The following is a 13,553-nucleotide window of genomic DNA, read 5'->3' on the forward strand; positions in this document are numbered from 1 at the left end:
GCTTCGCCGCAGCCCCAGGGGCGCGATGAGGTAGCGCACGCAGTGCGCACCTCAGGGGCGCGGGGAACTGCGCGAGAAGCCCCACCGGCCCGCAGACGAAGACGGGTTGACCGGGGGGGGCACCCGTTCAAGACAGCCGCACCTCAAGCCCCCCGGCCCGGTCGAGCTCCAGCACCCAGACCTCGTTCATACCCTCCCGCAGCACGGGCCCCGGCACATACAGCGCCCCCTGCGGCCCAGCACCCCAGTACCGCCCCAGGCAGAACCCGTTCACCCACACGAACCCCCGCCCCCACCCGGCCGGCTCCAGCGAAGCGTCCCCCGCCCCGGACACCTCGAAGCACCCCCGGTACAACCCCCGCCCACCCGGGGCAGCGGCCTGCGACCCCAGCCCCGCCACCGCCGAAGGCGTCACCGCGTCCAGCCGCAACCCCCGCGCCCGCACCCCGTGCAGATACTGCCGCTCGTGCAGCAGCCCGCCCGTGATCCCCTTCGGCTCGCCCGTGCGCGGCCCGTAGTTGACCCGCCCCAGCGACTCCACCCACAGCTCCACGCGCGCGTGCCCCGCGACCGGCTCGGGCAGCACCGGCTCCTCCTCCGTGAGGACCCCGGCCCGCTCCCCGTCGACGTACACGACCGCGATGTCCCGCAGCCCGCTCGCCCGCAACGGATACGGCTGCCGCGGCCCGGGCACCGTCACGGCGTACCGCACAAGACCCCGGTCCACGTCCAGCTCCTCGAACGTCGGCGGCACCGCGTGCACCGACTCCGGGCCACCGAGCGCCGCCAGCACGTCCTCCAGCGCGGTGCACGACGTCAGCGCCGCCGTGACCGGCGCCGCGAGCACCGCGGGCGGCTCCGGCACCGGCGGCAGCGGACCGTCCGCGTACGCCGCGAGGACCTCACGGAACAGCCAGAACTTCTCCGTCGGCCGGCCGAACTCGTCGACCGGCGCGTCATAGTCGTACGACGTGACGTCCGGCTCCAGCGGCCCGTCGTGCAGCGGCCCGCCCCGGTTCGCCCCCGCCCAGCCCCCGAAACTCGTCCCGCCGTGCGCCATGTACAGGTTGACCGACGCCCCGCACTCCAGGATCTCCCGCAGCGCCCGCGCCGCGTCCGCCGGATCCCGTACGACGTGCTCGGCACCCCAGTGGTCGAACCAGCCGCACCAGAATTCCATGCACATCAGCGGCCCCGACGGCCGGTGCGCGCGCAGCGTCGCGAAGGCCTCGCGCGCGTGCGAGCCGAAGTTGGCCGTGGCGAGGACACCGGGCACGCTGCCGCCCGTCAGCATGTGGTCCTCGGGCCCGTCCGACGTGAACAGCGGCACGCTCACCCCGAGTTCGACCAGGAGGTCGGCGACGGCCCGCAAGTAGCGGCCGTCCGAGCCGTAACTGCCGTACTCGTTCTCCACCTGCACCATGACCACCGGCCCGCCCCGGTCGATCTGCCGCTCCACCACCTGCGGCAGCAGCACCTCGAACCAGCGCCGCACCCATCCCAGGTACTCCGCGTCCCGGGTCCGGATCCGCGCCCCCAACGGTCCCGTCACCCAGTGCGGCAGCCCCCCGTTCTCCCACTCGGCGCACATGTAGGGCCCGGGCCGGACGATCACCCACAGCCCCGCCTCCCGTGCCGCGTCCAGGAACCGGCCCACCGCCGCCACGTCCCGCACCGCACCGGGCCGCGGCTCGTGCAGGTTCCACGGCACGTACGTCTCCACGCAGTTCAGGCCCATCGCCCGCAGCATCCGCAACCGGTGCGCCCACTGCCCCTCGTGCACCCGGAAGTAGTGCAGCGCCCCCGACAGCAGTCGCACCGGCCGGCCGTCCACCTCGAAATCGTGCTCGCCCACCCTGAACTCGGCCATCACGTGCTCCTCCGTGCCTGATGCGCGCCTCACCCACCGGCCGCCACTGTCACCTCTGGCGGGCGACGGGGTCCATGGACAAAGATCGGCTGGTGTTGGACGGGGACACCCCCACGAAACACCACGGGAGGGGACACATGTCCACGTACCACACCTGGATGCGGTACTTCACACCCAGCCCCGTCCACCACCGCCTCGGCCTGGTCTGCCTCGGCGTCGGCCTCCAGCACGGGCTGCTGCCCCCCGTCGGCCCCCGCACCCTCGACCACCACGTCGCCGTCGTCGTCACCGCGGGCAGCGGCTGGTTCGAGCACGCCGACGGCCGCCGCGCCCCCGTCACCGCCCCCGCCCTGCTCTGGCTCACCCCGAACCGCCCCCACCACTACGGCGCCGACCCCGCCACCGGCTGGGACGAGTGCTTCGTCGACTTCACCGGCCCCGCCACCACCACCTACACCGAACTCGGCTACATCGAGCCCGACCGCCCCCTCGTGCCGCTCTCCGACGCCGCCCCCGCCCGCGCCGCCGTCGGCCGCATCGCCCGCGCGGCCCGCCGCGGCAATCCCCTCCTCGACGTCGAGACCGGCGCCGCCGTCCACGAACTCCTCGTCGCCCTGCGCCGCGCCCGCGCCGACATGGCCCCCGACGGCGACCCCGTCCTGCACGCCCTGGCCCGCGACGCCTTCCAGCCGCTGTCCGTCGCCGAACACGCCGCCCGGCACGGCATGACCCCCGCCGAACTGCGCACCGCCGTCCGCCGCGGCGCCGGGTGCAGCCCCAAGGACTACCTCCTCGGCATCCGCCTCGGCCGCGCCAAGGAACTCCTCGCCGCCACCGAACTGCCCGTCGCCGCCGTCGCCCGCCGCGTCGGCTACGACGACCCCGCCTACTTCTCCCGCCTCTTCACCCGCCGCGTCGGCACCGCCCCCGTCCGCTTCCGCGAGCAACAGGGCCGCGCCGTCCCCGGCGGCTGGTCCGACCGCATCCCCGACCCCGACGACCCGCCCATGCTCCACGTAGGCTGACTCTCCATGACCACCAGCACGTCCGCCCCGCAGCCGGAAGTCGACCCGGCGATCCGCGCCGAACTCGGCCGCCTCCGCGACAGCATCGACAACATCGACGCCGCCGTCGTCCACATGCTCGCCGAGCGCTTCAAATGCACCCAGCAGGTCGGCCACCTCAAGGCCCAGCACGCCCTGCCCCCGGCCGACCCGGCCCGCGAGGCCCGCCAGATCGAACGCCTGCGCCAGCTCGCCGAGAACGCCAAGCTCGACCCGGCGTTCGCCGAGAAGTTCCTCAACTTCATCATCAGCGAGGTCATCCGCCACCACGAGCAGATCGCGGCCAATTCAAGCCCCTCCGGCGATTGAGGAGCGGGGTCCGGGGCAGAGCCCCGTGACCCGCGCGCCGCATGCCGATCGCTCTCGTCGCCCACTGACGCTCCGTCGTGGCCGGTCGCGCGGTTCCCCGCGCCCCTGGCGGGGCGCACGGCATCCGGCACCATAGGGCCCATGCCCGTACTGACACGCGACGAAGCGCAGACCCGAGCCAGGCTCATCGACGTCGAGCACTACACCGTCGACCTCGACCTCACCCGCGGCGCCGACACCTTCGACTCCCGCGCCGAGATCCGGTTCACCGCCCACACCCCGGGCGACACCTTCGTCGAGCTCAAACCCGCCGAGCTGCGCTCCGCCACCCTCGACGGCCGGCCCCTCGACCCCGCCGCCCTCACCGGCAACCGGCTGCCGCTCACCGGCCTCACCGCGGGCCCCCACGAACTCCGCGTCGACGCACGCATGCGCTACTCGCACACCGGCGAGGGCATGCACCGCTTCACCGACCCCACCGACGGCGAGACCTACGTCTACACCCAGCTGTTCATGGAGGACGTCCAGCGCGTCTTCGCCGCCTTCGACCAGCCCGACCTCAAGGCCCGCTTCGACCTCACCGTCACCGCCCCCGACGGCTGGAGCGTCCTCGCCAACAGCGTCACCGAACACCTCGGAGAAGGCCGCTGGCAGGCCGCCACCACCCCGCTGCTCTCCACCTACCTGATCGCCGTCGCCGCGGGCCCCTGGCACTCCGTCCGCACCGAACACCGCGGCCTGCCCTTCGGCCTGCACTGCCGCCGCTCCCTCGCACCCCACCTCGACGCCGACGCCGGCGAACTCCTCGACATCACCCGCGCCTGCTTCGACCGCTACCACGAGAAGTTCACCGAGCCCTACCCCTTCGACTCCTACGACCAGGCGTTCGTCCCCGAGTTCAACGCCGGCGCCATGGAGAACCCCGGGCTCGTCACCTTCCGCGACGAGTTCGTCTACCGCTCCGCCGTCACCGACACCGAGCGCCAGACCCGCGCCATGGTCATCTCCCACGAGATGGCCCACATGTGGTTCGGCGACCTCGTCACCCTGCAATGGTGGGACGACATCTGGCTCAACGAGTCGTTCGCCGAGTACATGGGCTACCAGACCCTCACCGAGGCCACCCGCCACACCGACACCTGGGTCGACTTCGGCATCGCCCGCAAATCCTGGGGCTACGACGCCGACCAGCGCCCCTCCACCCACCCCGTCGCCCCCGAAGCCGTCCCCGACACCGCCTCCGCCCTCCTCAACTTCGACGGCATCTCCTACGCCAAGGGCGCCTCCGCCCTGCGCCAGCTCGTCACCTGGCTCGGCGAGGAACACTTCCTGGCCGGCATCAACACCCACTTCCAGCGCCACAAGTTCGCCAACGCCACCCTCGCCGACTTCCTCGACTCCCTGGCCGCGGGAGCCGCCGGCACCGGCCGCGACGTCCACGCCTGGGCCGACGCCTGGCTGCGCACCACCGGCGTCGACACCCTCACCACGACCGTGACCGACACCCCGGAGACCCCGGACGCCCCGGGCTCGTGGAACCTCACCGTCGCCCACCGGGGCAGCCGCCCCCACCGCATCGCCGTCGGCCTCTACGACCGCGACCCCGCCGCCGCCCACACCTTCGTCCTGCGCGACCGCGTCGACCTCGACGTGCCCCAGAGCGGACCCCGCACCTTCGCCGGCCCCCGCCCCGCCCTCGTCGTCCCCAACGACCAGGACCTCACCTACGCCAAGCTCCGCCTCGACCCCGCCACCGAAGAAGCCGCCCTGCGCGGCATCTCCGGCATCCCCGACGCCCTCACCCGCACCGTCCTGTGGAACGCCCTGCGCGACATGGTCCGCGACGGCGACCTGGAACCCGCCGCCTACCTGGAGACCGCCGCCGCCCACCTCCCCGAGGAGCGCGACCTCGCCCTCGTCCAGGGCGTCCTCACCTTCGCCCACACCCAGATCGCCGACCGCTACAGCACCCCCGAGGACCGCCCCGCCGCCCTCACCCTCCTCACCGCCCTCTGCACCGACCTGCTGCACCGCACCGCCGACGGCACCGCCCCCGGCCTGCGCCTCACCGCCGTACGCCACCTCATCGACACCGCCCAGCACCCCGACCCCGTCCGCGGCTGGCTCGACTCCGGCGCCGTCCCCGACGGCCCCGACCTCGACCCCGAACTGCGCTGGCGCATCCTCGGCCGCCTGAGCGTCCTCGGCGCCATCGACGACGCCGTCATCGACGCCGAACTCGCCCACGACCCCAGCGCCACCGGCCAGGAAGGCGCCGCCCGCTGCCGCGCCGCCCTCCCCGACCCCCAGGCCAAACAAGCCGCATGGGACGCCCTGTTCACCACCGACCCCGACCGCGAACTCTCCAACTACCTCTTCACCGCCACCGCCCAGGGCTTCTGGCAGCCCGAACAGAGCGACCTGCTGCGCCGCTACGTCCCCCGCTACTTCACCGACGCCCCCGCCCTCGCCGACCGCCGCGGCCCCGCCATCGCCGCGGCCGCCGGCCGTCACGCCTTCCCCGCCCACGCCGTCGACGACGACACCCTGCGCCTCGGCGAGAAGTGCCTCACCGAAGGCGCCCCCACCCCCGCCCTGCGCCGCAGACTCGCCGACGAACTCGACGACCTCGCCCGCGCCCTGAAGGTCCGCACCACCCCGCACCACTGACCCCGCCCCGACCGGCCCGTGCCCCCGCCACCGGGGGCACGGGCCGCGTTATACACCACCAACCACCCAACCCCGCACTGGAATACCACTTTCGGGTCGTCCTGCCGCATTCGCCCAGGACACCCCCTCCCGGCGTCCAAGACTGGTCACACAACGGCCCCCCGGCCCGCGCCCGTCCCCAGACCCGAAGGACGCCCATGAGCAGCCCCCCGCCCCTCGCCGGAGGCACCCGCGGCCCCGACGCCCTGCGGCCCCTGCTCGCCACCGTCCTCGACGCACTCCACGACGGCGCCACCCGCCGCGCGGGGCCCCTCCCCGCCGGCGGCCCCGACACCGTCGCCGCCCGCCTCCGCGACCGCGCCGGCACCCTCCTGCCCGACCACGGCACCGGCGCCGACGACGCCCTGCGCACCCTCGTCACCGCCCTCACCGAAGGCGCCGCCGACCCCGCCGACCCCCTCTGCGCCGCCCACCTGCACTGCCCCCCGCTCGCCGTCGCCACCGCCGCCGACCTCGCCGCGAGCGCCCTCAACCCCTCCATGGACTCCTGGGACCAGGCCCCCGCCGCCTCCGCCCTCGAAACCCTCGTCACCACCGCCCTCGCCCACGAGGTCTACGCCGACCCCCACCCCCCGCACCCGGCCGACGCCCTCGTCACCACCGGCGGCACCGAAGCCAACCAGCTCGCCGTCCTCCTCGCCCGCGAGACCACCCCGGGACCCGGCCCCCTCCACCTCCTCGTCGGCACCAACGCCCACCACAGCCTCGCCCGCGCCACCTGGCTCTACGGCCTGCCCGACCCCGTCACCGTGCCCGCCCCCACCGGCACCCTCGACCCCGCCGCCCTCGACGACGCCCTCAGCGACCTGCCCGGCGCCAAACTCGTCGCCGCCACCGCCGGCACCACCGACGCCGGCCTCATCGACCCGCTCCCCGAGATCGCCGACGTCTGCGAACGCCACGGCGCGCGCCTGCACATCGACGCCGCCTACGGCGCGGGCCTCCTCTTCAGCGCCCGCCACCGCCCCCTCCTCGACGGCCTCGACCGTGCCCACACCGTCACCCTCGACCTGCACAAACTCGGCTGGCAGCCCGTCGCCGCCGGACTCCTCGCCGTCCGCAGCGCCCCCGACGTCACCGCCCTCACCTACCAGGCCGACTACCTCAACGCCGACGACGACACCGAAGCCGGCCTCCCCGACCTCCTCGGCCGCTCCCTGCGCACCACCCGCCGCCCCGACATCCTCAAGATCGCCGTCACCCTCAAAGCCCTCGGCCGCACCGGACTCGGCGCCCTCACCGACCAGGTCGTCGCCCTCGCCCACCACCTCGCCCGGCTCGTCGACGAGCACCCCGCCTTCGAGCTCTACGACACCCCCACCCTCTCCACCGTCCTCTTCCGGCCCCGCGGCGCCGACGCGACGACCCTCGCCGCCATCCGCCGCACCCTGCTCACCGAAGGCCGCGCCGTCCTCGGCCGCGCCCGCACCGACGACAACGAGCTCTGGCTCAAAGCCACCCTGCTCAACCCGCACACCGACCCCGGCGACCTCGCCGCCCTGCTGAAACTGGTGGAAGGACACACCCCCCGATGACCGCCGTGCCCACCGCCCCGCGCCCCACCCGGCCCCCCGAAGCACCCCGCGACCTCGTCGGCATCGGCATCGGCCCCTTCAACCTCTCCCTCGCCGCCCTCGCCCACCCCCTCACCGAACTCGACACCGCCTTCTACGACCAGCGCCCCGCCTTCCACTGGCACCCCGGCCTCCTCATCGACGGCGCCACCCTCCAGGTCCCCTTCCTCGCCGACCTCGTCACCCTCGCCGACCCCACCAGCCACTGGTCCTTCCTCAACTACCTCAAGGCCCGCGGCCGCCTCTTCCCCTTCTACTTCGCCGAGCACTTCCACATCCAGCGCAGCGAGTACGACGCCTACTGCCGCTGGGTCAGCGAGAACCTCCCCGGCCTGCACTTCTCCCACCAGGCCGACACCATCCGCTGGAACCACGAACGCGCCCTGTTCGAAGTCGACCACACCCGCCTCGACGCCGACGGCCAGGCCGAAGCCCTCGGCCGCACCTACACCCGGCACATCGCCCTCGGCGTCGGCACCGAGCCCTACGTCCCCGAACCCCTGCGGCCCCTCGTCGCCGCCCCCGCCGTCCCCGTCATCCACTCCGCCGACTACCTCACCCACCGCGCCGACCTGCTCACCGCCGACCACATCACCGTCATCGGCTCCGGCCAGTCAGGCGCCGAGATCTTCCTCGACCTGCTCCGCGCCCGCCCCGCGGGCCACGAGAAGATCCACTGGCTCGCCCGCACCGAGGCCTTCGCCCCCATGGAGTACAGCAAACTCGGCCTCGAACACTTCACCCCCGACTACACCCACTACTTCCACCACCTCCCCGAGACCGAGCGCGACCGGCTCGTCCCCGCCCAGTGGCAGCTCCACAAGGGCATCGACGCCGACACCATCGCCGCCATCCACGAGGAGCTCTACCGCCGCACCCTGCACGGCGGCTGGCCCGACGCCACCCTCACCCCCGGCGTCAGCGTCCGCACCGCCGGCCGCGTCGCCACGACCAAGGTCGAACTCCACCTCGAACACCGCCGCCAGGGCACCCGCTCCCGCCTCACCACCGACGCCGTCGTCCTCGCCACCGGCTACCAGGAACGCCCCCTCGACCAGCTCCTCAGCGGCCTCGACCCCTACCTCCGCCGCGACAACGCCGAACGCCCCCGCATCGACGAACAGTTCCGCCTCGTCCTCGACAAGACCGTCCAGGGCTCCGTCTACGTCCAGAACGCCGAACGCCACACCCACGGCGTCGGCGCCCCCGACCTCGGCCTCGCCGCCTGGCGCAGCGCCACCATCCTCAACACCCTCACCGGCAAGGAGCCCTACCCCCAGCCCCGCCGCACCGCCTTCACCACCTTCGGCCTCACCCCCCACGACCACCGCGCCCCCCGCCCCGGACACCAGGCAGAAAGGCGCGGCCCACTCGTCGAACTCCAGGGCTGACGCCGCCAGGACCTAGAAGACCGGCGTCCCCTCCCGCGTCAGCCGCCAGTCCACCGACGCGAAGTCAGCCGGATCCAGCACGCCCTTCGCCGTCACCCACTCCGCGATCCGCGTCCGGATCTCCGTCGACTCCGACCACACCTCCGGCGCCGACGCCACATGCGGGAACGCACCCCCGCCATTGGCCCGGTAGTTGTTCACCGCGAACACGAACTGCGCCGCGTCGTCCAGCTCCGCACCACCGAACTTCAGGTTCTTGATCCGCGACCCCGCAGGCTGCGCGATGTCGATGTCGTACGTCAGCCCCGACACGTAGTCGTAGTTGTAGTCCGGCCGGTTCTCCGCGTTCGTCAGCTTCTCCACGTCCACCGGCGCACCCGCCGCCGTCCGCACGAAGTACTGCGCCGAGAACTCCAGGTACGCCCGCACCTGCGCACCCGTCAGCACCTTCGCCACCAGCGTGTTGTCGTACACGTACAGACCCGACAGATCACGGATCGTGACCTCACCCGCCGGAATCTCCGACGTCCGCGAGAACGGCGACGCCTGCGACAGCACCGGCAGCGACGCGTACTGCGTCGACTTCAACGCCTCCGCCACCACATCCGTCTGCACCTTGTTGATCAGATCGATGATCGGCGCGTCCTTGTACCGCGCGTCCACCGTGGTCAGCGTCGTGGTCGCCCGCCCCACCACCTGGTTCACGTACTTCACGACCAGCGCGTGCTCGTCCGCCAGCAGCTTCGTGATCTTCGGATCGTCCGCCACCGACGCCGAGTCCAGCAGCTTCGACCGCACCGAGGCCACCGACCAACGGCCCTTCTCCCACACCAGATCGAAGTCGAACAGCGCCAGCCGCTCCGCGAAACACAACGGCTCCGCCAGCACGACCGGCTTCCCCGTCCGCTCGTTCGTCACCACCTGCTGCTCGATCTCCACATGCGCGTGCCCGACCAGGATCGCGTCGATCCCCGGCACCTTCGCCGCCACGTTCGCCGCCGCGTTCTCCACGTACGGCAGCTGATCGCCCCACGACGACGTGCCCGACGCACCCGTGTGCGCCGACACGATCACCACGTCCGCACCCATCGACCGCAGCTTCGGCACCCACAGCGCGGCCTGCTCCTCGATCCCCGGGAACTTCAGCTTGCCCTGCACGTACGCCTTGTCCCAGATCGCGATCCCCGGGTTCGTCAGCCCCAGGATCGCCACCTTCACGTCCCGGCCGTGCGGCGTCCGCAACTTCTTGATCACGTACGGGCGGAACGCCGGCTTCTCCGTCCTCGCGTCCACCGCGTTGGCGCCGAGCAGCGGGAAACGCAGCTGCGACTCGAACTTGCGCAGCGTGTCGATGCCGTAGTTGAACTCGTGGTTGCCGAGCGCCGCCGCGTCGTACCCGATCGCGTTCATCGCCTGCGCCATCGGATGCACCGGGCCGCCCTCGGCGGTGATCGGCTCCACCCGCGCGAAGTAGTACGTCAGCGGGGTGCCCTGGATCGTGTCACCCGCGTCGATGAGCAGCGTGTTGCCCCGCCCCTTCTCCTCGCGCACCTGCTTCACCAGCGTCGAGATCCGCGACAGGCCCTGCGCGTTGCCCGCCGCGTCCGTGTACGCGGCGTCCTTGTAGTAGTCCCAGTTGAAGACATGACCGTGCAGATCGGTCGTGCCCATCACGGTGAAGGAGTACCGCTTGCGCCGGTCGTGCCCGTGGCCGTGACCCCGCTGCGCGGCCCCGGCGGACGGCGCGACCGCGGCACCCGTCAGCGCCACCCCCGCCCCCGTCGCGGCGGACTGTCCCAGAAACCTTCTGCGGTTCAACGGCATCTCTGTACTCCTCGGGGGGCACCACTGGCTGCGAGCGATACGGACAACACACCTGTAACGCGCGTAGATTCTGGCGCAGGACCCACCCGCCGCAACACCCCCCGCAGGTTGCGATCCGATGACCGGACGTCGACGCGCCACGGCATATCTCCGCTCATCAGAGCGCCCACGCGCGCAAATTCAAAAGCCAGTGCCCTTTGTCAATAGCCCTTCATACAAAGGTTGTTGAGTAGTCACCCCCGGCCAATTCTCTACCCGCCGGTAAGGCCTAGGCTCGGACCATGCGCCGAGCAAAGATCGTCTGTACCCTGGGCCCCGCCACCGACTCGTACGAGCAGATCAAGGCACTCGTCGAAGCCGGAATGGACGTAGCCCGCTTCAACCTCAGCCACGGCACCTACGCCGAGCACGAGGAGCGCTACCACCGCGTGCGCAAGGCCGCCGACGAGACCGGCCGCAGCGTCGGCATCCTCGCCGACCTTCAAGGCCCGAAGATCCGCCTCGGCCGCTTCAGCGAAGGCCCCGTACTACTTGAACGGGGCGACGAGTTCACCATCACCGTCGAGCCCGGCGTCGAAGGCGACCGCCAGAGCTGCGGCACCACCTACGACGGCCTCGCCGCCGACGTCACCCCCGGCGAACGCATCCTCGTCGACGACGGCAAGGTCAGCCTCGAAGTCACCGGGGTCGACGGGCCCCGCGTGTGCACCCGCGTCGTCGAGGGCGGCATGGTCTCCGACCACAAGGGCCTCAACCTCCCCGGCGTCGCCGTCTCCGTCCCCGCCCTCAGCGACAAGGACGAAGCGGACCTCCGCTGGGCCCTGCGCACCGGAGCCGACGTCATCGCGCTCTCCTTCGTGCGCAGCGGACGCGACATCGAGGACGTCCACCGCATCATGACCGAGGAAGGCCGCCGCCTCCCGGTCATCGCCAAGGTCGAGAAGCCGCAGGCCGTCGACGCGATCGACGACATCGTCGCCGCCTTCGACGGCATCATGGTCGCCCGCGGCGACCTCGGCGTCGAGATGCCCCTCGAACAGGTCCCCATCGTGCAGAAGCGCGCCATCAAGCTCGCCAAGCGCAACGCCAAGCCCGTCATCGTCGCCACCCAGATGCTCGACTCGATGATCGACAACTCGCGCCCCACCCGCGCCGAGGCCAGCGACGTCGCCAACGCCATCATCGACGGCACCGACGCCGTCATGCTCTCCGGCGAGACCAGCGTCGGCAAATACCCCATCGAGACCGTCAAGACCATGGGCCGCATCGTTGAAGCGGCCGAGGAGGACATCCTCGCCAAGGGCCTCCCGCCCCTCACCGAACGCAACAAGCCCCGCACCCAGGGCGGCGCCGTCGCCCGCGCCGCCGCCGAGATGGGCGACTTCCTCGGCGCCAAGTTCCTCGTCGCCTTCACCCAGTCCGGCGACACCGTCAAGCGCCTCTCCCGCTACCGCTCCCCGATCCCGCTCCTCGCCTTCACCCCCGACACCGCCACCCGTGCCCAGCTCAACCTCACGTGGGGCGTCGAGACCTTCCTCGGCCCGCACGTCGACTCCACGGACGCGATGGTCGCCCAGGTCGACGAGGAGCTGCTCAAGATCGGCCGCTGCAAGAAGGGCGACGTCGTCGTCATCACGGCGGGCTCCCCGCCCGGGGTCGCCGGCTCCACGAACCTGGTCCGCATCCACCACATCGGCGAGGACGACAGCCCCAAGTAGCGCGGGGTCAGTATTTCGGGCCTACGTACAGATCCAGCAGGGCGACGTCCGCCTTGCGGGCCACGGAGATGTTGTACGGGTTCCCGTGCCGGGTGCAGTGGGTCCAGCTGACGCCCAGCCTGTCGAGGGTGCCGGTGTAGAGCTGCCGGATGCAGTCCGACTTGTTGGTGAAGAAGTACCGCGGATACTCGTAGCGCTTGCGCTCGCCGCCGACGAGCTGGGTCGTCCAGTTCGTGATCCGGCACCCGTCGGAGTGGATGAGCCCGCGGATGAACTCCCACGGGCGGGCGTCCACGATCTCTTGCTGCCAGGGGGCGAGGGCGATCTTGCGGTCGTGCTTCTTGCCGGGGCCGTGCTGGGGGAAGAGGCAGGGCAGGTGCTTTGAGTAGAGCTTGATGTTCTGGCACCCGGTGCGCTGGAGGCGGTGTACGCCGTTGGCGGGGAATACGGCGCGCATGGCTGCCTCGGTCTCGTTGGCGACCTCCGGCCACGCGTCGGCGGCGGCGATCACGAGGCTTGGCACGCGGTGCTGTGAGTAGTGGCTGATGTGACCGTCGCCGAGGTATTGGCCGAGCAGGTAGGAGTACGAGGCCGGGTCCAGGGCGCGTCCATCGCAGCGCGGGCACTTTGGATCACGGCGTCGGGGACACTCCCCACGCTTGGCGCGGTCCATGTGCTTCCAATAGCTGATCGTGCCGAGCGGGATGTTGAGCGCCCGGGCCACGTCCGCGTTCTTGGCGCCCCCTCGCAGCAGGGTGAGCGCCCGTTGCCGTATTTCCACGCCGTGAAAGTTCATGCAATCACTCTGCATAGCTATACGGCGTGCGGCATGAGAAAGGCGGAAGATCACGCGAACGTGAGCATCCGCTTCGAGAGGCTCCCTTGGAATCCAAGGATAAGTGCCCCAGGTGGGATTCGAACCCACACTGTCCGCTGTTTGAGAGCGGCCTCTCTAACCGGTTGGAGTACTGGGGCCTTAGAAAGAAAGGGTGGTGAGCACCCCCACGGCGCACTACCTTACCGCAGCTAGGTAGGCTCTTGGGAGCAGTACCCCCGCCCTGCATAACCAAGGA

The 13,553-nt window shown here is 71.6% G+C and carries 9 protein-coding genes and 1 tRNA gene; 6 read left to right on the forward strand and 4 right to left on the reverse strand.

Features of this window, described 5'->3' with window-relative positions; genetic code table 11:
- Positions 1 to 127: 127 nt before the first annotated feature.
- Positions 128 to 1,870 carry a beta-galactosidase family protein gene (locus tag ACIBW6_RS27850; protein ID WP_399064261.1) on the reverse strand — a complete coding sequence of 581 codons (1,743 nt, stop codon included), beginning with the start codon at positions 1,868 to 1,870 and terminating at the stop codon, positions 128 to 130.
- 137 nt (positions 1,871 to 2,007) lie between these two features.
- On the opposite strand from ACIBW6_RS27850, the gene ACIBW6_RS27855 reads away from it, so the two are divergent.
- The 5 genes from ACIBW6_RS27855 to ACIBW6_RS27875 all read left to right on the forward strand — a co-directional run bounded on the left by ACIBW6_RS27855 (position 2,008) and on the right by ACIBW6_RS27875 (position 8,938).
- Entirely contained in the window at positions 2,008 to 2,895 is an 888-nt protein-coding gene (locus ACIBW6_RS27855; protein WP_399064263.1) for a helix-turn-helix domain-containing protein, read from the forward strand.
- A gap of 6 nt (positions 2,896 to 2,901) precedes the next feature.
- Positions 2,902 to 3,243, forward strand: coding sequence for a chorismate mutase (locus ACIBW6_RS27860; protein WP_399064265.1), 342 nt, complete (start codon positions 2,902 to 2,904; stop codon positions 3,241 to 3,243).
- Between the two features lie 141 nt (positions 3,244 to 3,384).
- Positions 3,385 to 5,913: an aminopeptidase N gene (pepN, locus tag ACIBW6_RS27865; protein WP_399064267.1), complete on the forward strand. Its 2,529-nt coding sequence runs from the start codon at positions 3,385 to 3,387 to the stop codon at positions 5,911 to 5,913.
- Between the two features lie 197 nt (positions 5,914 to 6,110).
- On the forward strand, positions 6,111 to 7,508 hold the full coding sequence (locus tag ACIBW6_RS27870) for a pyridoxal phosphate-dependent decarboxylase family protein (RefSeq protein ID WP_399064269.1): 1,398 nt from the start codon (positions 6,111 to 6,113) through the stop codon (positions 7,506 to 7,508).
- A complete protein-coding gene (locus tag ACIBW6_RS27875; protein WP_399064271.1) occupies positions 7,505 to 8,938 on the forward strand; it encodes a lysine N(6)-hydroxylase/L-ornithine N(5)-oxygenase family protein in 1,434 nt (477 codons plus the stop codon). The genes ACIBW6_RS27870 and ACIBW6_RS27875 overlap by 4 nt, the downstream gene beginning before the upstream one ends.
- A gap of 12 nt (positions 8,939 to 8,950) precedes the next feature.
- Here the strand turns inward: ACIBW6_RS27875 and ACIBW6_RS27880 are convergent, their stop codons facing one another.
- A complete protein-coding gene (locus ACIBW6_RS27880; protein WP_399064273.1) occupies positions 8,951 to 10,762 on the reverse strand; it encodes a bifunctional metallophosphatase/5'-nucleotidase in 1,812 nt (603 codons plus the stop codon).
- 281 nt (positions 10,763 to 11,043) lie between these two features.
- Here ACIBW6_RS27880 and pyk point away from each other — a divergent pair, with 281 nt between their 5' ends.
- On the forward strand, positions 11,044 to 12,480 hold the full coding sequence (gene pyk / locus ACIBW6_RS27885; protein ID WP_399064275.1) for a pyruvate kinase: 1,437 nt from the start codon (positions 11,044 to 11,046) through the stop codon (positions 12,478 to 12,480).
- Positions 12,481 to 12,487: 7 nt separating this feature from the next.
- Here the strand turns inward: pyk and ACIBW6_RS27890 are convergent, their stop codons facing one another.
- Together ACIBW6_RS27890 and ACIBW6_RS27895 are read right to left on the reverse strand one after the other, a co-directional pair.
- Positions 12,488 to 13,276, reverse strand: a complete 789-nt coding sequence (locus ACIBW6_RS27890) for a helix-turn-helix domain-containing protein (protein WP_399064276.1) — start codon at positions 13,274 to 13,276, stop codon at positions 12,488 to 12,490.
- Between the two features lie 104 nt (positions 13,277 to 13,380).
- Positions 13,381 to 13,455 (reverse strand) — tRNA-Leu (locus ACIBW6_RS27895).
- Positions 13,456 to 13,553 lie beyond the last annotated feature (98 nt).

The sequence above is a fragment of the Streptomyces sp. NPDC049813 genome (assembly GCF_044465085.1).
GTDB lineage: Bacteria > Actinomycetota > Actinomycetes > Streptomycetales > Streptomycetaceae > Streptomyces.